Below are 21,752 nucleotides of genomic sequence, written 5' to 3' on the forward strand. Positions count from 1 at the left end.
CACGTGTCCCTGACTAGCAGATTTTCTGGTCTAAGGGACTCATCTACCCGGTGGTTGCCTGTGCCGAATCGGCATCTGGGCGCAACTGTGGCACAATAGGCAAGCCGGCCCGAGTGGCGGAATGGTAGACGCGGCGCACTCAAAATGCGCTGTCCTTGCGGGCGTAGGGGTTCGACTCCCCTCTCGGGCACCGCCGGCTTACACCTGTGACCCCAGAAATAGCCCCAGTATTGCTGCTAGTACTCCCGCAATCGCCATCCCGATGCAGTGCAACATTCCTACGAATATCCCATGCTCGGATGAGGTGCGCACTGTCTCGACAGACGCTGTGCTGAAGGTTGTGAATCCGCCACAAAATCCCGTTGCCAGCGGACCCTTGAGGTGCTGCGAAAATCCCATGTGCTGAAGCGCCACCGCAGTAATAAAACCTAATAACAATGATCCAGCCACATTAATAACAACGGTCCCTACCGGAATTGGTGCAGGAAACCGCGAGTTAAGGCGCGAGTCGAGCAGAAACCTCGTAACCGCCCCAAGACCACCGGCTAAACATATCCACACCATCGTCATGATGACCTCCGGCGAACCGCCATGCGCACCGCAGCAATCATGGACCATGCCAGCAATGCACCCACTACGACACTCGTCAAGAGGTACAAAATCCCTAATAACCATTGCCCGGACATGATGCGCTGACCGGTTTCTACCGCGAGGGTGGAATAGGTCGTAAAACCGCCCAGTACTCCGGTACCAACACAAAGCCGGACTGCGCGCCGAATACCTTCATCGGGACCAGCATGGACGAATATCTCGAGCAGCGTCGCCAATACAAAAGCGCCAACAAGATTAATAGCCATTGTTGACCAAGGAACGCCATCTTTCGGCGCCGGCCAGACATGGGAAATTCCAGCACGCATGAGAGTGCCGAGGCAGCCACCCAGGAATACTAATCCCACCAGCACAGGACGACGATCGAGGAATCCCGATCTCATTGCCACGGGGAGGAATCCTTCCAGTCGACGACGGATGTTGGCACCACAAGAACCGGTCGATGCTGATGGTGGGAGAGGTTGGTGGCGATAGATCCACTCACGAATTCTTGAACCCTCCGCCGCCTATGGGTCCTTGCCCCGACAACAAAGGCTGCGGCATCAATAGCGCGAGCCAAGTGAGTCAGCGCACGGTCGGGGCGTCCTGCAAGATACTCCAGCCGCCATGGAACCTCATTATCGCCGAGGACTGCGGCAATCTCATCGGTCAGCTGACGGATCCGACCAGTGTCATCTCCCACATAATCAGGGTCAATGGGGGCTGATATGACCGACCCGTCACCTCTTTCTTTCACGACGTAGCGCTGCTGATCGACATGGGCGAAAACAATTTCGGATGCCCCAGTAGCTTTTGCTAATAGCGCAGCGGTTAAGGCCACGAGGCTCGATTGACCTGGAATGGCAGCAACAACAATGGGATGCCCATCAAAGTCGATCATCCGGGAAGGGTCCGGTTGAGGTACTGCGCAATCGTTCATGACCGCCCTCCAGGATCGCGTTGCGCAACATTCATGACAACCCCGCTCATTCTTTACCGGCGAGGGCAGACTCCCACCCACGCACTTCTGGGTAGGAACCATCAGCCAGATCGGCAGTTTGGCATCCACGATGCCCGGTGGGATCCATCACCGTCGAAAACGTTACCAGCACGATCTGGTCACCAACGCACTATCCACGCACCGAAAACAACGACGTCCCTCACAGCATGAGGGACGTCGCGATAATCGAGGTTCAGTTACAGTCAGTCATCTTCCTTGATACGAAGGATGCGCAGATCGTTGGTCTTGCCCGGAATGTCCATTGGGGAACCAGACAGCACGACGACGCGATCACCCACCGGAACGAAGCCCTTGTCACGCAAGTAGGCATTGACCCAGCGGTACAGCTCTTCGGCATTCTTAAACACTGGCGTGACGACGGCGTGAGCGCCCCACACCCAGGCGAGGGTCTTGGTGGTCGTCTCATCAGGGGTGAAGACGATGAGCGGCGTGCTCGGACGCAGACGCGCGATACGACGCGCAGTGTCACCGGACTTGGTAAAGGCCACGATGAACTTGGCCTCGGCGCGCTCTGCAATCTCGGCAGCCGCCTTCGACATGATGCCGCCGGTGGTGTGCGGATCCCAGTCGATCTTGGCAATCTTGTCCAGGCCGTGAGCCTCGGTGGACTCGACGATCTTGGCCATGGTACGGACGGTCTCACCCGGGAAGTCACCCACGCTGGTCTCAGCCGAGGTCATGACGCCATCGGCACCGTCAAGGATGGCATTGGCGACGTCGGCAGCCTCAGCACGGGTCGGACGGGGAGCGTGGATCATCGACTCGAGCATCTGAGTAGCCACGATGACGGGCTTAGCCTGCAAACGAGCCTTCTCGATGATCTGCTTCTGGATCAGCGGGACCTCTTCGAGCGGGCACTCAACGGCCATGTCACCACGAGCAACCATGACGGCGTCAAAGGCGTCGATGATGTCATCGAGGTTCTCGATGGCCTGAGGCTTCTCGAGCTTGGCGATAACGGGAACAGTACGCCCCTCCTCGGCCATGATCTCGTGAACGCGATTGATGTCAGAACCATGACGGACGAACGACAGCGCAATGAGATCAATACCGGCCTTGAGAGCCCAGCGCAGGTTATCCTCGTCCTTCTCGGTGAGAGCCGGAATAGACACGGCAACACCGGGGAGGTTAATGCCCTTGTGGTCACCAACCGGCCCAGCGACAGTGCAGTGACAATTGACGTCATTACCGCTCACAGAGTCAACTTGGAGGACGGTCTTGCCGTCGTCGATGAGGATGACGTCGCCCGGCTTGCAGTCCTGGGGCAGGCCCTTGAACGTAGTGGAGACGCGCTCCTGATTACCCACAATGTCGTCAGTCGTGATAGTGAACTTGTCACCAATCTTGAGGTCGATCTTACCGTTCGACTCTCCCTCAGCCTTCTCAAACAGGCCGGTACGGATCTTCGGGCCCTGCAAGTCAGCCAGGGCAGCTACGTTGAGACCAAGCTCCTTCGAAACCGAACGGACCAGGTCAAGACGCTCCTGGTGCTCGGAGTAGTCGCCGTGGCTCATATTGAGACGGGCGATATTCATGCCAGCCTCCATGAGCTCCTTCATGGCGTCGTGGCTGGCCACAGCGGGCCCAAGGGTGTTCACAATTTTAGCTCTACGCACACTGATACGATACCGCCCGAGACAACGCGGACCCGAGCCAGGAGGCCAGTCACCGTCGGATGTACATCAGACGTTCATCCCGAGTGCACAGATGACCACCGCACATGGAGCGACTGTTCACTCCTGCCTCACCACATCGAGAGCATGCTGGAGATCAGCTGGAAGATCAGCATGAAACGTCACCCACTCGCCACTTCCTGGATGGGTGAACGACAGCTCAGCGGCGTGCAACCACTGCCGCTCCAAGCCAAGTTCCTTCGCGAAGGCAGGATCACAGCCGTACAGCGGGTCACCACAACAGGGATGCTTGACCGCCGCCATATGTACGCGAATCTGGTGAGTTCGGCCGGTTTCCAGGTGCACCTTGAGCAAGGTCGCATGGCGGAAGGCCTCCACCGTCTCATAGTGGGTCACTGAGTGGCGGCCACCGTCGACGATGGCCATCTTCCAATCGTGACGATGGTCGCGACCTATCGGGGCATCAATAGTGCCGCTGAAAGGGTCAGGATGGCCCTGTACTAGGGCGAAGTAGATTTTTTCAACCGTGCGATCACGAAATGCCTGCTTCAACAAGGTGTAGGCGTGCTCGCTCTTGGCCACGACCATGAGCCCCGATGTTCCGACGTCAAGACGCTGAACAATTCCTTGACGCTCCGGTGCGCCACTGGTGGAAATCGCGAATCCAGCTGCCGCGAGATGCTCAACAACGCTTGGCCCCTCCCAGCCCAGGGATGGGTGGGCAGCGACCCCGGCCGGTTTATCGACGACGACAATGTCTGAGTCGTCGTGGACGATCCGCATCCCTGCGACGATGCGCGGAGTGAAAGATGGCGTCGCAACAGGATCAGAGAGATCGACGTCGAGCATCTGGCCGGCAGCGATTCGCATCGACGCTCGGCGCACCTGCTGACCATCCAGGAAAACCCCGCCCTCGTCAATAAGGGTGGCGATCCGGGAACGGGACACGCCACTCATGCGAGCAGCGGCGACATCGACTCTTTCCCCGTCAAGGCCATCAGGTACCAACAGGACGCTCACGTCTCCTCCTTCTCTCACACCTCTTTAATTGTCCACCCCAGTATCTATCTCGTGGCGCCCGAAAATAGCCACCACCACGACGAGCACAGCCGTGCTAGTGATGAATATGTCGGCAACATTAAACACCGCGAAGTGCGGCAAACTAATGAAGTCGACGACGTGGCCACGCAGCGGGCCGGGAGCCCGGAAAATCCGATCAGTGAGATTGCCGCAGATACCGGCAAGGAGCATGCCGCAGGCAATTATCGACCAGCGGTGGCGCGCGCGGGGCACCCCCCATACGCATACGGCAACGAGCATTGCGATGGCGAAAAGGCTAATCACGACAGTAGCCGTCGAACCCATTGAAAAGGCCGCACCCGGATTGCGTAACAGGCGCAACGTCACCAAACCGCCGAGCACGCGTGGCGGATCGACAGGATCGAGATGGGCAACGGCCTCGGCCTTCGTCCATTGGTCGAGCCCATACCCGAGCACGGCTATCACAACCATACTGAGACGCCAGCGCCTCAGTCGCCTTCCTGCCAGCACCGCTTGGTCAAAGCTTACCGACGCTCTTGACGCTGCTTGCATTTGACACACATAGTCGCTCGCGGAAAGGCCTGCAACCGAGCCTTCCCAATAGGCTCGCCGCAGGATTCGCACGTTCCCCAGGTGCCCTCATCGAGAAGCTGGAGGGCCAGTTTGGACTGATCGTACACGGCGCGAGCATTACGGGTAACGGAAATCTCCTGGTCACGCTCGAACTGTGAAGACCCCACATCGATAGTGTCCATTCCGGCACCGTCATTGCCTTGCTTCATGAGGTCAGCAAGGTCATTCTCTGCTTTGGCAAGGGCGGCGCCCATCCTCTGAACGTCGGATTCAAGGGTGTCAATAATCTCGCTGACCTCGTCCGCCGTCCACGGCTCATCGCCGTCGCGCACCGGCAGGGATGCGGCAATCGCTTCGACATCGTGGTCTGACATGGAACTCTCCATCGTCATGCGGGGATTGGCCCCGGCTTCATCGTGTGTGCCCTTCATGCCATCGCCTATCCGGGGTGGCATGAACTGTGGGCAGACATTACACCCATGGAACTCACTCGTCATCCCCCAAAGGCGTCGGCAGTGTCAAACGCCATAACAAAAGCTCCGTGCTCCCGGTTCCTCAACCGAAAGCACGGAGCCTTAGGACGTATGGTGGCGTCAGCCCTGCTGCTGGCCGCGTCCGATCAGGGCATCCAAACGTGGGGTCGAAGAGCCGCCAGGAGCAACACGATTCTCAGACTTGAGAAGCTCAGGAAGCTCGGCAGGCTCGAACACGCCCTTATCAAGATTGTCTGCTTGAGCACGCAGGTGAGAGGTGAGGGCGTCACGGTAACTCGCCTCGAAGGAACGCAGGCGATCAACACTATCGGCAAGGTGATCACGCTCGGCCTCGAGCTCACGGAAAAGCTCGGTGCGACGAGTCTGAGCGTCGGCGTTAACTTTGTCAGCGTTGTTCTTGGCGTCAGAGGTCAACTTCTCGGCGTTCACGCGAGCGCCGGACTCGATACGCTCAGCGCGGGTCTGCGCATCAACGGTGAGCTCGTGGGCCTTGGTCTCAGCTGCATGGATCTTGCGATCAGCCTCATCCTCAGCTTCGCGAACGACGCGCTCAGCATCAGCAAGAGCAAGCTCAACCATCCGAACGACAGCTGGAGAGGCCTCAGCGCTCGTAGTGACGACGAGCTTCTTGACGCCGTCATCAGTGATCGCAGGCTGCTGGGCAACAGAGGAGGTCCGGCTACGGGACGCAAGGGCCTGAGCGTCACGAAGCTGTGCGCCCAGACGCTCATTCTCGCTGCGAAGGCGAGCGACCTCAGCTGGGTCAATATCCTGGCCAGGACGCTGCGCAGCCTGACGCAATTGTTCTACCTGAGACTGCAACGCAGCTTTCTCCTGCTCCAGCTGGTGGGCACGATTCTCGGCCTCCTGCTGAGCGGCCTTGGCGCGATCAACCTCACCAGAATCAACACGGCGATCGTTCTGCTGAGCACGGAGCTCCTCAACCTGAGCACGCAGGTGTTGATTCTCGTTGACGAGATCATGATCGGGCTTCTGGTCTCCTGGTTCGCCTGATTTGAGAGCCTCGACCTGGGCTTTGAGACGCTCATTCTCATCAGTGAGGGTCATGAACGCCGCTTCAACCTTGTCGACGAAGTCGTCGACCTCAATGGCGCGGTAGCCCTCTCCGGGGCGTTTGACCATCGGGAAACGAACCTTACGCACCTCTTCGAGGGTCAGCGTCATTGTGCACTCCAAGATGTCGGGAACAGTCAAGACCCGTGAGGCGGACCACAATGGTCCGGGGTGGACACGAGATGCCGTCAAGGCTACTCCACCAAGGCCATCTCGTCACTTAAGAGGCTCAACCTCACCTTCGGGGTATGGGCACGTCTCAGCGCCAAAAAATGACAGCAACGACTCGCTGGAGTATCGCCAGGAGCACGAAGACGATGATGAATCCCACCGAAAATCCGACATTGCCAAATCTCACCGGCGGCACAAGGCGATCGAAGAACCTGATGGGAGGATCGGTTACGGTATACACCACCTCAAACACCACTGCGACAACACCGCGAGGCTCAAAACCCGGTATCAGCAATGGCACCCACGACATCAGCATCCGCACGATGAGCAGCACCGTGTAGATCGAGATGATCCAGGTGAGGATTGTCCCGGCCAAAATCATGACAACACGTCAGGATTGGTTAAAGAACCCGCCGCTAGCGATACGGGCCTTATCTTCTGGAGTGACGTTGACGTTGCGCGGGCACAGCAGGAAGACCTTGTTCGTCACCCTCTCGATAGTTCCGCGCAGGCCAAAAATAAGGCCAGCGGCGAAATCGACGAGGCGCTTAGCGTCCGCATCGTCCATCTCGGTGAGGTTCATAATGACCGGAATGCCTTCGCGGAACTGCTCACCGATGGTTCGCGCCTCATTGTAATTGCGCGGATGAACGGTCAGGATGCGGTTAATGTCAGCGATGCTTGGCTCCTCAAGTTCCGGACGGCGACGATGCTGGACCGACTTATGCTCCCGAACGTGCTGCTCATTGGAATCGTGATGCAACTGGGTCACCTCCGAAGATGGCTCATATCCGTCATCGGAGTAGACCTCCGTAGTGAGCTCCTCGTCCGGAAGATCCTCCTCGTCATACCGGCGATCATCAACGATCCCGACGAACGAGGCAATCTTCCTGCCGATTCCTGCCATCTGGAGCTCCTTCTCGTGGGCTTGCCCCCGGACGGGGGTTCTCACCATTCAAGCCTGCCACTGATATTGCCATGGTTTAACGGGACACGCGAATGGCTGACACATCATAAACCAGACGATTCCGTCGTCACTAGACATCGCTCGCGCGCCACACCAGGCCAGCTAGCCGACCAGCACCATGATCCCGGCGATGGGAAAACAAATCCTGTCCCTCAAAGGTGCAGGGGTCCAGCCCCACAGCGGTCACACCAAGTGACTCAAGCTGGGCTAACGCCCCCGCTCCTAGATCAAGGGCCGGTGTGCCCTGCCGAGTGAAGGAGCGAGTGGCTGGATACTCCGCCCACGCCTGCTCAGCCATCTCGGCGGGAACCTCGTAGCAGCGGCCACAGATATGCGGGCCTATCCACGCATATAACTGCGTGGCTCCCATCTCGCGCATGGCCTTGACAGTGGCCGGCAGCACACCCGCCAAGAAACCCACTCGTCCGGCGTGTGCAGCACCGATAACTCCAGCCTTCGGGTCCGCCAGCATCACCGGCATACAGTCGGCCACTCGAATAGCCAGCGCAACTCCTGGCAGGTCAGTAACCATCGCGTCGGCAATAGGGAGCCGCGACTGTCCCTCGACACGGTCTCCAAGGTATCGCTGCGCAGTCCATCCTTCGACGTCGTCGGGGCCGACCCGCCAAACGTCGGTGCCATGCACCTGGTGGCACACCAACACCGGCCCCAAACCTAGCCGAGATCGAAGGGCTTCAACATGCTCAAGGACAGCGGGGTCCTCATCGGTGCGACCGAGATTAAACCCCTCGAAACCAGTACCTCCAAGTCCCTGCCCGGAAGCGTCAATACGATCAGTAAAGGCGACCCCGACACCATGATTAGCGCCGGGGTCGATAACGAATCTCAGCACGTCACTTCAGGAAGTCGGGAATGTCGAGGTCATCATCTGGCTCCTCGGATGGGTTAACAGGCTCCACCGGCTGAGCTGCGTGCTGCGGCTGGCCGTTACCAAACGGGCTGCCCTGAGTCTGCGGGCGAATCGGCGTCGGGCGCTGGTCGTCGGCAAATTGGCGGCCGTTAGACGACGCCCCAGCCGAGGTTGACCCGGCAGAACTCGTTCCAGCACCAAAGACTCCCGCAGACGACCGGTTGCTCATGGCCGGGCGAGAGGCAGGACGCTGACTGATTCCAGGTTGCTTGGCACCCGTAACCTGGCCGTTCTCGAACCCAGCTGCGATGACCGTCACGCGTACTTCGTCGCCAAGAGCGTCGTCGATGATTGTGCCGAAAATGATGTTGGCCTCGTCATGGGCAGCAGCTTCAATGAGGTTAGCCGCGCTAGCGACCTCAAACAGACCCAAGTCGGAGCCACCCGCGATCGACAGCAAGACGCCACGAGCACCGTCGATGGACACCTCGAGCAGAGGAGACGAGATAGCCATCTCTGCAGCAGCCCTCGCGCGGTCCTCTCCGGATGCACGACCAATACCCATGAGGGCAGATCCAGCGTTCGACATGACCGATTTGACGTCAGCGAAGTCAAGGTTGATCTGGCCAGGAGTGGTGATGAGGTCAGTAATGCCCGAAACACCTTGCATCAGCACTTGATCGGCCTGTTTGAAGGCGTCAAGGATGGCAATCTGCTGGTCGGTCATATCTAGCAGCTTGTCGTTCGGGATGACGATGAGGGTATCGACCTCGTCGCGTAGATTGCCGATGCCCTGTTCAGCCTGGGAGGACCGACGGTGCCCCTCAAAGGAGAACGGACGGGTAACAACACCAATTGTCAAAGCGCCAAGGGACCGGGCAATCTTGGCGACGACGGGAGCAGCTCCGGTACCAGTCCCACCGCCCTCACCAGCGGTGACGAACACCATATCGGCACCCTTGAGAGACTCTTCGATCTCATCGGCATGGTCCTCGGCGGCTTGCCGTCCCTTATCCGGGTCGGCTCCGGCGCCCAGCCCTCGGGTAAGGTCCCTGCCGATGTCGAGCTTCACGTCGGCATCGCTCGTGAGGAGGGCCTGGGCATCGGTGTTGACGGCGAGGAACTCGACTCCTTTGAGTCCCGCCTCGATCATGCGGTTCACGGCATTGCAGCCGCCACCGCCTACCCCCACGACCTTGATCACGGCGAGGTAGTTCTGGGATGGAATAGCCACTGGAGTTCTGCCTCACTCTTGTCTGACGGACCGGTCTACCGGAAAGGTTATGAGTAGGTCACAAGGGTGTCCAACGCTATAGCCAACCTTGGCCTCGACCCTCAACCGCAGCTTGAGACTGCTCACCGTGAGGTCGGATGCTCAGGCGACGAGACGTCGTAACGAGTTGCCTTAACATGAACCATCGCCGCGGTGACCTTGGCCTTGAGAAGAGATTGATCCGCCGATCCCCACACCACTGTTCGCTTGCCAGACAGCACCACGACGATGGCATCACGAGATGTAGCTTCGATGTGATCGACGTGCTGTCTCAACTGATTAGGGAAAGAATCAGCGACAGTTGCGACGTCTCGAAGTAAGTCACGATTCCCCGATGACGTCGTCGCCCACATCACATGTGGAGTGGGTTTTGCAGCACGGTTAAAGATCGTCCCATTGGGATCAACCCACAGGTAGCCCCCGGGGGTCTTTACCTGATACGAGATCTTCAGCTCCGTAACATCAATGACGACAGTATGCGGCCATTTTCGGTGCACGTCAGCCTGCCCGACGACATCCATGGCCGTCACGCGTGCGGCCACGTCATCGGTGTTAATCCTGGCGAGCGGCTGGCCCACGGGCACCTTGGCGGCCTGCTTGACTTGGGATGGGGTCACAAGATGAGCGCCGTGAACCTCAACAGTGTCGACGGTCAACAACGACGAACTCCGAACAATCCAGATCGCTCCGAGCGCGAGCACCACCACAGCGGCAACGACACCCGCAACGATCCGGTAACGCTTGTTGCGGCGTCGACGTCGCAGCTCCATCGCGACGCTGATGTCGGAAACCGGCATCAAGCCTTCCCCTCCAGCAAGCCAACCAAAACCGGGCCAACTAAAGTGACATCTCCGGCACCAAGGGTGATGACAAGATCGCCGGGACGCACCTCTTCGGCGAGGGCCTCCGGAAGATCTTGTTTATCGGGGACATAACGGGAATCCCCTCCTGCAGCGAGAACGGCGTCATGCACCATCTTGCCAGTTACACCGGCGATAGGGTCCTCGCGAGCCGGATAAATATCAGAGACGATGACCCGGTCTGCGAGGGTCAACGCGGATCCAAATTCACCGGCGAAATCCCTAGTACGAGAAAACAGGTGGGGCTGGAAGCAGGCGATGACTCTCCCCTGCCCGGTCACGGCGCGGCGTGCTGCACCGAGAGTGGCGCGCAACTCGGTCGGGTGGTGGGCGTAATCGTCAAAAACTGAGACGTCGTTGACCCGTCCAACGAGCTGGAACCGTCGCAACGTCCCGGTAAAGGATGCAATTCCTGCCAATAGATCTTGGTGGCGAATCCCCAGCAGGGAGCCCACGCAGTAAGCGGCGGCGGCATTGGATAGGTTGTAGCGACCGGGCACCTGCAGCTCCAGACGCCCCTGGGTAGGTCCATGAACGAGTGTCGCAGAGGCCGTCGTGCCCTCAAGGTCCAGGTCGACGAGCCTGACCTCAGCTTGCTCAGATTCCCCGTAGGTAACGACTCGTACTGTGCCCGTGCTTTCTAACCGGCACGCCAAGTCGGCCGCACCCGGATCATCGACATTCGTCACGACGTAGCGAACCTCGGGGCGCGTCGCCATCGCCACGAAGCCGTCGAAGTACGCCTGACGAGTGCCCCAATTATCAAGATGATCGGCTTCCACATTGGTGACGACAACGATCTGGCTTGGGTACTGCAAGAACGACCCATCTGACTCATCAGCCTCCACCACGAAAGCTCCTCCCCCACCGAGGTGGGACGACTTGCCCGTGGCGGCCAACGGGGAGCCAATGACGTAGGACGGATCCGTACCAGCATGGTCCAGCATGATCGCAACCATGCCGGTTGTTGTCGTCTTGCCATGGGTTCCAGCGATCGAGATGCCCTCCCGGCCTAGCATGAGGGCTGCCAATGCTGCGGAACGATGCCAGATCCGTAACCCTAACCGGTGTGCCTCAACCAACTCCGGGTTGTCGGAACGAATAGCCGAGGAGACAACAACGGTGCGAGCTCCCGCCAGGTGGGACGGATCATGACCTACCCAGGTCTGAACACCCAAATTCGCAAGATCACGTAAATTAGCTGAGTCCACCTGATCGGAGCCGCGCACATCGACTCCCATGTCGTGGTAAATCCGTGCCACACCGCTCATCCCGGCTCCACCAATAGCGATGAAGTGGACCGGTCCAATGGTCCTAGGATCAAGTAGCTCGACAGGTTCCCGCAATGACATGAGATATCTCCTCAACCAATCGTCGGGTCAATCGACGTCGCGGCCGAGATCACCCGTGCCGCCATCTCCTCCGCAGCATGAGCGGGCATGAGCCCTCGTCCCGCCGCTGACATCCGAGAAAGAACATCAGGGTTATGGATGCGAGCCGTCTCGTGAAGGAGACGCTCAGCATCGAGATCGGCATTGGCAACGACGACGCCAGCACCGGCCGCCACCACTGATGTCGCATTGCGTGCCTGCTCGCCATTGCCGTGCGGTAACGGTACATAGATCGTCGGCACACCGACTGTCGCCGTCTCTACCACTGTTCCAGCACCGGAACGGGCCACCATAAGGTCGGCGGCCGCATAAGCACTCGCCATATCGTCAACGTATCCCACTGGTAGCCAAGAAGCTCCAGTTGACTCGTCATTCACCGCCTCGGCACCTCGGATATTCTTTGGCCCAAGCACGTGAAGAATTTGCACGCCGTCTGCAAGAAGCCGCTGTCGGGCCGCAATAACAGCGTCGTTGATGGCTACCGCCCCCTGAGAACCTCCCGATACCAGCAAGGTTGCCCGGTCAGTGTCAAGGCCAAAATCAGCACGGGCGCGAGCACGACGCTCGGCTCGAACCTGCGAACTAGCGTCAGCTAAGTCAGTAATGTGGGGCCGTAACGGCATGCCGACGAACTGCGCCTTGGGCAAGGGCGTATCGGGGAAAGCGGTACCGACGAAGACGGCGAAGCGCGCAGCAACCTTGTTCGCCAGTCCGGGAACGGCATTCTGCTCATGGATGACGACCGGAATCTTGGCTCGCTTAGCCGCTAAGTACGCCGGCAGCGACACATAGCCACCAAACCCGACGACGACGTCAGCCTGGCGCCGCTTGAGCACGTCACCAGCCTTTCGCACCGCACCAGCCAACCGGGCAGGAACCTTAAATAGCTCTGCGCTGACGGTGCGAGGCAACGGCACTGGCGGAATCATGTCAAGGTCCAGCCCCGCTTCCGGGATGACCCGTCCTTCGAGACCTTTGGGGGTGCCGATGCACGATACCGTCGCACCACGGTTTTGTAGTGCCATTGCAGTCGCTATGAGCGGTGATGTGTGGCCAGCCGTTCCTCCGCCAACCAAGACAGCGGTCACCATGAATACTCCTCAGGGACAGACGGATGAGACAGGGGATGTAGATCAGACACGGGTGCCACCATCGACGACGCTCGTCACTCGACTCGGCTCAGTGCGTTGTATGGACGCGCGTCGAGCATCGGGCTCGGTACGGGCACAGGCCAGCAACACTCCTACGGCCAGCAGCTCCGACACCAGCGCAGATCCACCAATAGAAATGAATGGCAGAGGAACGCCCACAACCGGCAGAAGGTTTAGCGATACGGACATATTGATGAGAGCCTGAGCTGCAATCCAGGCGACGGCCGCCGACGCAGCCGAACGCCGGAACAGCGAATCGTGCCGCATCGCAGTACGCACACCGGCCCATATCAACAACACAAACAGCACAATGACGCCAAGGGTGCCCAACAACCCCATTTCCTCACCAATAACAGCGAAAACGAAGTCGTTTTGAGCGCCGTCATATAGGCCGCCCCATTTTTGCCGAGAGGCACCAATGCCCACTCCCCACCAACCGCCGGTCGCCAGAGCATAAATCGCCGATAGCGGCTGCTGAGAGGTGGTGGCACCATTATCTGGGTGAAAGAAAGACACCACGCGTTGGGCGCGATACGGGGTGATAGCAACAAACATCAGCACCGCTACCAGTCCCAAGCCGATAAGGAGGCCTAAATAACGCTTGGGCACTCCAAAATTCCACATCTGGGCCAGCATGATAAGCCCAATAATCATTGTGGTACCGAGGTCTCCTTGAACCATAACAAACAGACCGACGACCGCGTAGAGACCAAGGTAATACCCCACGCCCTTCCACGTCGCCATCTCCTCGCGACGCGACGACATGTAACTTGCCCCGATGAGCACCAGAGCGAACTTTGCGAATTCTGAGGGTTGTAAACTCACCGACCCCACAGACAGCCACGACTGGTTCCCTTTCCCAGCATCTGAACCCAGCGCGGTGAGCACCAGCACGAGCATAAGGCACACTGCGGCATAGGCAATGCCGCCAAGCTTCCTCAGGTGAGCCTCCGATAGCCGCGACACCACGACGGCGCCAATGGCACCTATTACCAGAAACAGTGCCTGACGAAACGCAAAATGATAGGGCCCGTACCCCAGAGATTGTGAATACACCGACGACGACGACAACCCCATCAGCACGCCGATACCACACAGCAGCACAGTAGAAGCGAGGATGACGTAATAGTCCAAAAACGGCTGAGCCAGTAGGTGCGATGAACTGTCACCACTATCGAGCCGCAGCAGGTGCGTCAACCACCGTCCGGAACGTCGAGTGGCGGGATTCACAGATCTTTCAGCCATCGACATCTGGCCCGTCAACCTGTCGAGCAGCATTGGCGAAGTCATCACCGCGTGCGGCATAGCCCGGCCATATATCCAGACTGGCGCAGCCGGGAGCCATCAAGACGGTGTCACCGGGGCGAGCCATCCGGGCGGCCTCGTGGACCGCACGCGCCATCGATTCGCGGGACATATCGTCAATGACGACGACCGGAACCTCTGGAGCGTGCTTAGCCAACGACGTCGCGACGATGTTGCGGTCAGTTCCCAGCACTATTGCCCCACGCAGCTTGCTGGCATGAGTAGTCACGAGATCATCGAAGCTCGTGCCTTTGGCCTGACCACCAGCGATCCACACAATGTGCTCAAAAGCGCGCATCGACGAATTCGCAGCGTGGGGATTCGTCGCCTTGGAATCATCGACCCAGGTAATACCCCCAGCCTGATGTACCGTCTCGATGCGGTGCCCGCCAAGATGCAAGTCACGCAACCCCTGTCCAACAGCGGTCGCGGGAACCCCGAAAGAACGAGTTAACGCCGCAGCAGCCAACGCATTTTCGACGTTGTGAGGAGCAAAGGGATGCACGTCCTCAAGACGAGCCAACTCCAGAGCCGAGGTCGCGCGCTGTTTAACGAAAGCGCGATCCACAATAAGGTCGTCCACGACTCCGATCATGGAAGGCCCGGGAGTTCCAGTCGTGAACCCGATCGCCCGCGCTCCTTCAACGACGTCAGCCTCCTCCACCATATGCTCGGTAGCGGGGTCAGCAACGTTATATATGCAGGAATTGGTCACTTGATGGTAAATGCGAGCCTTATCGGCAGCATAGGAACCAAACGGATCTGACTCGTGGGCGTACCACTCCAGATGGTCTTGTTGAAGGTTGAGCACGGCCGCGGAATGTAGGGATAACGAGTTCGACCAATGCAGCTGGAAGCTGGACAGCTCCACAGCAAAAACGTCGTAATCAATCTCGTCAGCCATGGCCTCTAGGATGGGGCGGCCAATGTTGCCCACAGCGCAGGCCCTCAAACCGGCGGCACGAAGAATTGACTCAGTCATCTGAGTGGTCGTCGTCTTACCGTTGGTGCCCGTAATCGCTAGCCATGGAACAATGCGATCAGGGTGCATAAGGCGCCAAGCCAACTCGGGCTCGCCCCATACTGGGATGCCGTGGGCGAGGGCCTGGGCTACCAGCGGTTGGGTAGGACGCCAACCAGGCGAGACGATGACAAGGTCGGTCTGCTCTGGGAGCGCGGATGCTGATCCGGGGCCCAGACGCACGTCAGCACCGAGGACCTCCAATAGCCCACCCTTGTCACGGTGGGAGTCGTCGTCGGAATCGTCGAGGACGAGAACCTTGGCGTCAAGCTCAAGCAATGCGTCAGCAGCGGCATAGCCAGACGTACCTAAACCAGCGACGACGACATGCACACCAGACCAGTCGAAAAGCCGGTCGGCCGTACTCAGATCAACGGTGTTGGAAAACCTCACTGCCCTGCCACCCATTCTGCATAGAAGATTCCTAAACCAGCTGCAACAGCCAGACCGCAAATAATCCAGAACCTGATAACAACCGTGACCTCAGCCCACCCCTTCAACTCGAAATGATGGTGCAAGGGAGCCATCTTAAAGACTCGTTTGCCACCAGTAATCTTAAACACGCTGACCTGCAACATTACTGAGACTGTCTCAATGACGAAGAGAGCACCGATAATCACTAGAAGAAGCTCTGTACGGCTGACGATAGCCATACCGGCAACAGCACCACCGAGAGCCAGCGATCCGGTATCACCGAGGAAGATTTGAGCAGGCTTGGCGTTCCACCATAGGAATCCGAAACATGCGCCAGCGATGGCGACGGCAACCACCGCAATGTCGTGGGGATCACGCACCGCATAGCAGTGGCTGCCCGCAGTGGCTGGCCGAGAACACCACTGGTTGAACTGCCAGATACTTAGAAGGGTATAGGCCCCAAAAACCATCGTGGAAGCACCAGTAGCTAAACCATCAAGACCGTCGGTCAGGTTGACAGCATTTGAACTGCCAGCAATGAGAAGTATCACCCAAATGACGCCCAGCCAGATTGGCAAGTGGAGCCAGGAAATATCGCGCAGGAAAGAAATAGCCGGCGACGCTGGCGTCACCCCGTGAGTATCAGGGAAATACATCACTCCGATAGCAAATGTAATGGCGACAAAAGCCTGGCCAAGGAGTTTTCCCTTGGGTTTAAGACCCAAGGAACGCTGTTTGGATATCTTCGTCCAGTCATCGAGAAAACCGATGAATCCCAATCCGGCAAATAGCCACAACACTAGCAGTGCCGACACGGAAGGATGGGTCCACGTGACCAGGTGTGCCACGAGATAGGCCAACAATACGGAGACAATAATGACGACACCCCCCATCGTTGGAGTGCCCTTCTTTGTCTTGTGAGTCGTCGGGCCGTCGTCACGGATGAACTGGCCATACCCCCTGGCAGCAAGCCAGTGGATGAACCACCGCGTGCCGACAAGGGTGCCGACCATGGACACCGCGCCAGCGAGCAGGATGTTCTTCACGCCTGGGCCTCCCCTTCCTCAAACACGTCGCGTCCTACTCGTTCCAAGGCCAGACCTCTCGAGGCCTTAAGTAAGACGACATCGTGCGAGGTCCAACCTATCGACTCGGCAGCCTCTTCCACCGTGGTGACGATCACACGTGCGCCTTCAGCTCGAGCACCATCGGCAATGTTCTCGGCCTCATCGCCAACGGCGATAATGACGTCGAATCCGGCCTGGGCCGCATGCCGGCCAGCCTGTGCATTAAGGCGGGCGGAGTCTGCCCCAAGCTCGAGCATGTCACCTAAGACGGCGACTCCCCTAGTCTGAGGGTCTCGCGCCCGGCGCGTCGCCAACACATGCCCCATCGCTGTCAACGACGCCGTCATCGAGTCTGGATTGGCGTTGTAGCAGTCCTCAACCAGCACCAGGCCGTCGGCACGTTCGCGCAGTTGCATTCTCATAGCTGACCGGGACACGGCGTCACTCAGCGCCTCGGAAATACGGGTGACAGCTTGGCCATCAGCCCCGTCATTCATGGTGAGTGCCGCCAACACAGCAGCAGTGGCGGCCACAGCATTCGCGACCTGGTGAGCGCCCATGGTCTTTAGGTGAACACGACGCCGCCACGTCGACTCGCCGCAGCGCGCGACAAGGGTGAAAGCGTGACGATCGAGGTCGTCAGCATGGATTGATTCGGCCCACACCTCAATCTCGGCATCTGGGCGACGATGGTCAGCGTCAGGGCTGAACCATGCGATATATCCGCAGGTGCGCGTTGCCATCTCAGCGACGAGGTGGTCGGCGGCGTTAAGTACGGCCCAGCCGTCAACGGTGAGAGCTTCAACAATCTCGCCCTTAGCCTGAGCAATGGCTTTGCGCGAACCAAATTCGCCCAAGTGAGCGGTTCCGACGTTAAGCACCATAGCGACATCGGGAGCAACGATGGACGTCAGCCAAGCGATGTGACCTCGACCGCGTGCGCCCATCTCCGAGACCAAATAGGACGTGTTCTCGTCGATGCGACACGCCGTCAGAGGAACTCCAATTTCGTTGTTGAACGATCCAACCGGCGCCACCGTCGGGCCGAACGCCTCGAGTATCTGGGCCAGCATGTCCTTAGTGCTTGTCTTGCCACTGGACCCAGTTAACGCGATAGTGCGCATTCCGCGGTCTCGCTCCGTTGCCACGACGTGACGCGCCAGACGAGATAGACCGGCTTGGCCGTCGTCGACGATGAGATGCGGAATCTGTGCGCCTGTGCTGCGCGTGGCTATCACGGCAACGGCACCAGCGGCCTGGGCGGCCTGAGTAAAGTCATGACCATCGACCCGGGCTCCGGGAAGAGCAACAAACAGAGCGCCCGGAGTCGCCTGACGAGTATCAATGACGACATCCGGACCCACCTGGACAGAATCATTAACCGGTGCTGCCTCGACCCACTGAGCGAGGGTGGCAATGTCGAGAACTCTCATCGCGCCTGATCCTCCTCGTTCCGCCGCACCACGGCTTTCCATTCAGCCCGGATAACCTCACGATCGTCGAAAGGCAGCACCTCACTACCGATGTGCTGCCCGGTCTCATGCCCCTTGCCGAGGACGCAGACCACATCGCCAACCTTCGCCATCCGGAGGGCTTCATTGATTGCTTCGCGGCGGCGTCCCCCGTCGACCACAATGACGTCGTCGCCAGCGGCATCGTGGGCGCCTTCCAACACAGCTGCGCGAATCACCGCCGGATCTTCAGTACGCGGGTTGTCGTCAGTAACGATGACAATGTCGGCGCGCTCTGCGGCAACCTGACCCATGGGACCACGCTTGGCCACATCGCGATCTCCACCAGCACCGAGCACAGCGAGAAGACGGCCACCATCGACTGACGTGCGAGCAGCATCAAGGGCTGATGCAATCGCCTGCGGGGTATGCGCAAAATCCACCAGGGCCGTTGGCGCCTCAGCCCCAAGGTCGACCCGCTCCATGCGGCCAGGAACCTGAGCGGACGCCAGGCCATCTGCCACATCGTCAAACGTAAGCCCAGCAGCCTCGAGCATCGCCAAAGCCATGGCGGCATTGCGAACGTTGAACTCCCCTGGCAGGGACAACTCAAGGGTGCGCTTGCCCGACGGAGTATTGACGTCGAAAACCGCCCCAGCGGCCGCCGCATGCCACGACGTCACCTGGTAGTCAGAAGCATGGTGGATGGAGGTCGTCACAACGGTAACTCCGCTGGCCTGCATCCGCTCAACTAGTTGACGACCACGCGAGTCATCGACATTGATGACACCAACGCGGGCCAACTCGGGAGTGAATAACCGAGCCTTGGCCTCAAAGTACTCATCAAGAGTCTTATGGAAATCCAGATGGTCACGACCGAGGTTGGTAAACGCCACTACATCAAAACAGGTTCCGTCTACCCGCTGTAAAGCCAGCGCGTGCGACGACACCTCCATAACAACGTCGGAAGCCCCTCGCTCAGCCATCGCCGCGAATAAGCCTTGCAGGTCTGGGGACTCTGGTGTCGTGACAGTTGTGCGAGCACTGGGCAATTCATCACCGTCGAGCCGGAATCCAATCGTGCCAATCGTCCCGACATGACGACCAGCCGCTCGTAACCCGGCCTCCACGAGAAAGGCCGTGGTGGTCTTGCCGTTTGTTCCGGTGATACCAAACATTGTCATCGCATCAGAGGGATGCCCAAAGATCATGGCAGCCGCAACAGCCATGGCAGCACGCGGATCATCCGCGACGATGACTGGTACTCCCGCACCTGCGGCCAAGGTGGCGCCCTCAACGTCAGTCAGCAGCGCTACCGCACCTGACTTGGCAGCAGACGCAGCAAACGTCGCACCGTGAGCGTGCAGCCCGTGCAGGCCGACATAGAGATCGCCTGGATGGACCTGCCGAGAATCCAAGGTGATGCCGGTAATCGTCGGTCCGTGAGCATCAGCTCGACAATCATCGAGACAGGCCACCAGATCAGCCCACGCGACAGGGTCTACCTGGGATGGGCGGAGGGCGGCACCAGCCGGTGGAATAGGGGTGGCAGTAGGTTCAGGGCTCACGGCTGGTACTCCAAAGGTTCCTTGCGCGCTTTGTCGGTGGACGGTTGCACACCGTATCGCGGTAACGCGACGGACATGAGTTGCCGCGCCGCTGGCTGTGCCACCTCTGCGCCAGTATGTCCATTGCTAGGCTGATTGATGACAACGTAGGTGAGGATACGCGGTTTCTCGATCGGAGCGACGGCAACAAACGACGATATGTACCCGCGGTAGCAACCGCACGCAGGATCAATCCGTTGGGCAGTGCCTGTCTTGCCACCCATTCGATAATCCGGGATGGGTCGGTCCTTGACCGTAGACACCACATTTTCCATCATGTCTCGAACCTGTTCAGAGGCTTGTTGTGAAATGACTCTACGGGTCGTCGTTCCTGGTATCTCGACAGACTCACCGTGACCGTCAGTGGCCGACTTAATAATCGTCGGAGAGTGGTAGACCCCACCATTGACAATTCCAGCAACGGCAGCAGCTTCCTGAAGAGCCGTCACTGATAATCCTTGACCGAACGCAATTTGATCTCGCGTGTAGTCGGGCATCTTGGCAGTAGGGATTTGCCCACTGGCCTCACCGGGCAATCCGATCCTGGTTGGAGCTCCTAATCCGAATGCCTTGAGATAGGACACCATCGTCGACTTGTCCATCTTTCGAGCAAGCAATGCCGTCCCGATATTTGACGAATGCACCAGCACGCCGCGAGTAGTAAGGTGCTCGGTGCCGTGGGGCTCGGCGTCGGTAATCTTGCCGCCACCAGATGACAAGGCAGATGGGACGACGACATGGCTATCGGGGGAAATGATTCCTCGATCGACTAACGCGGCCATCGTCAGGACTTTTTGCACCGATCCCGGTTCATACGCATCCTGGATGGCACGATTGCGGGTCTGATTCTCCTTGGCTTTTCCAGGACTATTAGAGTCAAAAGTGGGCATTGACGCCATCGCCAAAACTTCACCATTAGTGACGTCCATCGTGATGACTTCGCCGCTCTTCGCTTTCGCGTTCTTAAGAGCCGCATCGAGCGCCGACTGCGCCATGAGTTGAAGTTGGGAATCAATGGTAAGGGTGTAGCTCGTCCCGTCGACTGCAGGAACGAGGGTATTAGCACCCAAGGGAATACGTCCCCAGGTCGAGGCCTCGTACGATTCCTTACCCGGTATACCAGAAAGCTGCTTATTATGGGAGTATTCAAAACCACCCGCTCCCTTGCCTTCAGCATTTACGAAGCCGACGACGTTGGAAGCGACAGACCCTGACGGATAGTTACGAATGGGATCATTCGAGCTGAATACCCCGTACCATCCACCCTTCTTCATATCTTCTTTGATGAGGTCGAAGGTGTAGCTATCGACGTGGTGTCGCACTACCGAGTAGCGACTTAGGTTCCCCTTAGCATCCGTGGCCGTGACGGCCTTGCGGTAGTCCTCGGGCTTTCCGCCTAGCCGCAGGGCGAAGATCTTTGCGACAGCCTTCGGTGCGGCGGCGGCCTTCTCCCGTTGCTCGGCAGTCATCGTCACCCGTTCGTCAACACCGTTGCGGGAGATCATCCGAGGATCCACAAAGACTAAAACCGCAGGCCGCGTTTGCGCCAGCACAATGCCATTGCGATCGCTGAGTTGACCTCGGTTGGGCTGCAGATCGTAGGTGTATTTCATTCTCGCCGCCGCGGACGCCGCGTAGGCGGGTGCCTTGATGGCTTGCAGTTGCAGAGCACGACTGGCCAAGCCCACAGCTAGCACGAGGAATCCCGCTAAGAAGATCGTCAAGCGGCTGCGCTGGGACCCCAGTCCGAGAGACGAATTGCGACGAGTCTGTCGACC

Annotated in this window: 21 protein-coding genes, 1 tRNA gene and 1 riboswitch; of the genes, 1 reads left to right on the forward strand and 21 read right to left on the reverse strand. The window is 58.8% G+C overall.

What is annotated here, in order from left to right; all coding sequences use genetic code 11:
* Positions 1–107 precede the first annotated feature (107 nt).
* A tRNA-Leu gene (locus tag FYJ43_RS07005) sits at positions 108–190 on the forward strand.
* 8 nt (positions 191–198) lie between these two features.
* On the opposite strand, the gene FYJ43_RS07010 is transcribed toward FYJ43_RS07005, so the two are convergent.
* From FYJ43_RS07010 to FYJ43_RS07110, 21 genes are all read right to left on the reverse strand, one after another.
* The gene (locus FYJ43_RS07010) at positions 199–570 is read right to left on the reverse strand and encodes a fluoride efflux transporter FluC (protein WP_154563175.1); all 372 of its coding nucleotides are present in this window, start codon (positions 568–570) and stop codon (positions 199–201) included.
* Positions 567–998 carry a fluoride efflux transporter FluC gene (locus tag FYJ43_RS07015; RefSeq protein ID WP_326833417.1) on the reverse strand — a complete coding sequence of 144 codons (432 nt, stop codon included), beginning with the start codon at positions 996–998 and terminating at the stop codon, positions 567–569. The genes FYJ43_RS07010 and FYJ43_RS07015 overlap by 4 nt, the downstream gene beginning before the upstream one ends.
* A complete protein-coding gene (locus FYJ43_RS07020) occupies positions 989–1,489 on the reverse strand; it encodes a universal stress protein (protein WP_154563553.1) in 501 nt (166 codons plus the stop codon). The genes FYJ43_RS07015 and FYJ43_RS07020 overlap by 10 nt, the downstream gene beginning before the upstream one ends.
* Positions 1,490–1,613: 124 nt before the next feature.
* Positions 1,614–1,689, reverse strand: a riboswitch (Fluoride riboswitch).
* Positions 1,690–1,791: 102 nt separating this feature from the next.
* A complete protein-coding gene (gene pyk / locus FYJ43_RS07025; RefSeq protein WP_154563555.1) occupies positions 1,792–3,168 on the reverse strand; it encodes a pyruvate kinase in 1,377 nt (458 codons plus the stop codon).
* Between the two features lie 174 nt (positions 3,169–3,342).
* The gene (locus FYJ43_RS07030; RefSeq protein ID WP_326833418.1) at positions 3,343–4,263 is read right to left on the reverse strand and encodes an RluA family pseudouridine synthase; all 921 of its coding nucleotides are present in this window, start codon (positions 4,261–4,263) and stop codon (positions 3,343–3,345) included.
* Between the two features lie 24 nt (positions 4,264–4,287).
* Positions 4,288–4,836: a signal peptidase II gene (locus FYJ43_RS07035; protein ID WP_154563177.1), complete on the reverse strand. Its 549-nt coding sequence runs from the start codon at positions 4,834–4,836 to the stop codon at positions 4,288–4,290.
* The gene (locus FYJ43_RS07040; RefSeq protein WP_154563179.1) at positions 4,809–5,288 is read right to left on the reverse strand and encodes a TraR/DksA family transcriptional regulator; all 480 of its coding nucleotides are present in this window, start codon (positions 5,286–5,288) and stop codon (positions 4,809–4,811) included. Before FYJ43_RS07040 ends, FYJ43_RS07035 begins: the two co-directional genes overlap by 28 nt.
* Positions 5,289–5,450: 162 nt before the next feature.
* Positions 5,451–6,536, reverse strand: a complete 1,086-nt coding sequence (locus tag FYJ43_RS07045) for a DivIVA domain-containing protein (RefSeq protein ID WP_154563181.1) — start codon at positions 6,534–6,536, stop codon at positions 5,451–5,453.
* A 148-nt stretch (positions 6,537–6,684) separates the two neighbouring features.
* Positions 6,685–6,978 (reverse strand): YggT family protein, encoded by a 294-nt coding sequence (locus FYJ43_RS07050; protein ID WP_154563183.1) that lies wholly within the window; start codon positions 6,976–6,978, stop codon positions 6,685–6,687.
* A gap of 9 nt (positions 6,979–6,987) precedes the next feature.
* A complete protein-coding gene (locus FYJ43_RS07055; protein ID WP_154563559.1) occupies positions 6,988–7,503 on the reverse strand; it encodes a cell division protein SepF in 516 nt (171 codons plus the stop codon).
* A gap of 130 nt (positions 7,504–7,633) precedes the next feature.
* A complete protein-coding gene (locus FYJ43_RS07060; protein WP_326833419.1) occupies positions 7,634–8,416 on the reverse strand; it encodes a polyphenol oxidase family protein in 783 nt (260 codons plus the stop codon).
* Between the two features lies 1 nt (position 8,417).
* A complete protein-coding gene (gene ftsZ / locus FYJ43_RS07065) occupies positions 8,418–9,668 on the reverse strand; it encodes a cell division protein FtsZ (protein WP_326833420.1) in 1,251 nt (416 codons plus the stop codon).
* Positions 9,669–9,790: 122 nt separating this feature from the next.
* Complete coding sequence (locus FYJ43_RS07070) at positions 9,791–10,504, reverse strand: cell division protein FtsQ/DivIB (protein ID WP_154563185.1); 714 nt, start codon at positions 10,502–10,504, stop codon at positions 9,791–9,793.
* Complete coding sequence (gene murC / locus FYJ43_RS07075) at positions 10,504–11,919, reverse strand: UDP-N-acetylmuramate--L-alanine ligase (RefSeq protein ID WP_154563187.1); 1,416 nt, start codon at positions 11,917–11,919, stop codon at positions 10,504–10,506. The genes FYJ43_RS07070 and murC overlap by 1 nt, the downstream gene beginning before the upstream one ends.
* Before the next feature lie 11 nt (positions 11,920–11,930).
* A complete protein-coding gene (gene murG, locus FYJ43_RS07080) occupies positions 11,931–13,049 on the reverse strand; it encodes an undecaprenyldiphospho-muramoylpentapeptide beta-N-acetylglucosaminyltransferase (protein ID WP_154563189.1) in 1,119 nt (372 codons plus the stop codon).
* A 42-nt stretch (positions 13,050–13,091) separates the two neighbouring features.
* A complete protein-coding gene (ftsW, locus tag FYJ43_RS07085) occupies positions 13,092–14,387 on the reverse strand; it encodes a putative lipid II flippase FtsW (RefSeq protein WP_154563191.1) in 1,296 nt (431 codons plus the stop codon).
* Positions 14,347–15,843 (reverse strand): UDP-N-acetylmuramoyl-L-alanine--D-glutamate ligase, encoded by a 1,497-nt coding sequence (murD, locus tag FYJ43_RS07090; protein WP_154563193.1) that lies wholly within the window; start codon positions 15,841–15,843, stop codon positions 14,347–14,349. Before murD ends, ftsW begins: the two co-directional genes overlap by 41 nt.
* On the reverse strand, positions 15,825–16,895 hold the full coding sequence (gene mraY, locus FYJ43_RS07095; RefSeq protein ID WP_326833421.1) for a phospho-N-acetylmuramoyl-pentapeptide-transferase: 1,071 nt from the start codon (positions 16,893–16,895) through the stop codon (positions 15,825–15,827). Before mraY ends, murD begins: the two co-directional genes overlap by 19 nt.
* The gene (locus FYJ43_RS07100; protein WP_154563195.1) at positions 16,892–18,349 is read right to left on the reverse strand and encodes a UDP-N-acetylmuramoyl-tripeptide--D-alanyl-D-alanine ligase; all 1,458 of its coding nucleotides are present in this window, start codon (positions 18,347–18,349) and stop codon (positions 16,892–16,894) included. The genes mraY and FYJ43_RS07100 overlap by 4 nt, the downstream gene beginning before the upstream one ends.
* Positions 18,346–19,935: a UDP-N-acetylmuramoyl-L-alanyl-D-glutamate--2,6-diaminopimelate ligase gene (locus FYJ43_RS07105; RefSeq protein WP_456064350.1), complete on the reverse strand. Its 1,590-nt coding sequence runs from the start codon at positions 19,933–19,935 to the stop codon at positions 18,346–18,348. Before FYJ43_RS07105 ends, FYJ43_RS07100 begins: the two co-directional genes overlap by 4 nt.
* Positions 19,932–21,719, reverse strand: a complete 1,788-nt coding sequence (locus tag FYJ43_RS07110) for a peptidoglycan D,D-transpeptidase FtsI family protein (RefSeq protein ID WP_154563568.1) — start codon at positions 21,717–21,719, stop codon at positions 19,932–19,934. Before FYJ43_RS07110 ends, FYJ43_RS07105 begins: the two co-directional genes overlap by 4 nt.
* Positions 21,720–21,752 lie beyond the last annotated feature (33 nt).

Origin of the sequence: Cutibacterium porci, assembly GCF_009696315.1 — a bacterium.
Lineage (GTDB): Bacteria > Actinomycetota > Actinomycetes > Propionibacteriales > Propionibacteriaceae > Cutibacterium > Cutibacterium porci.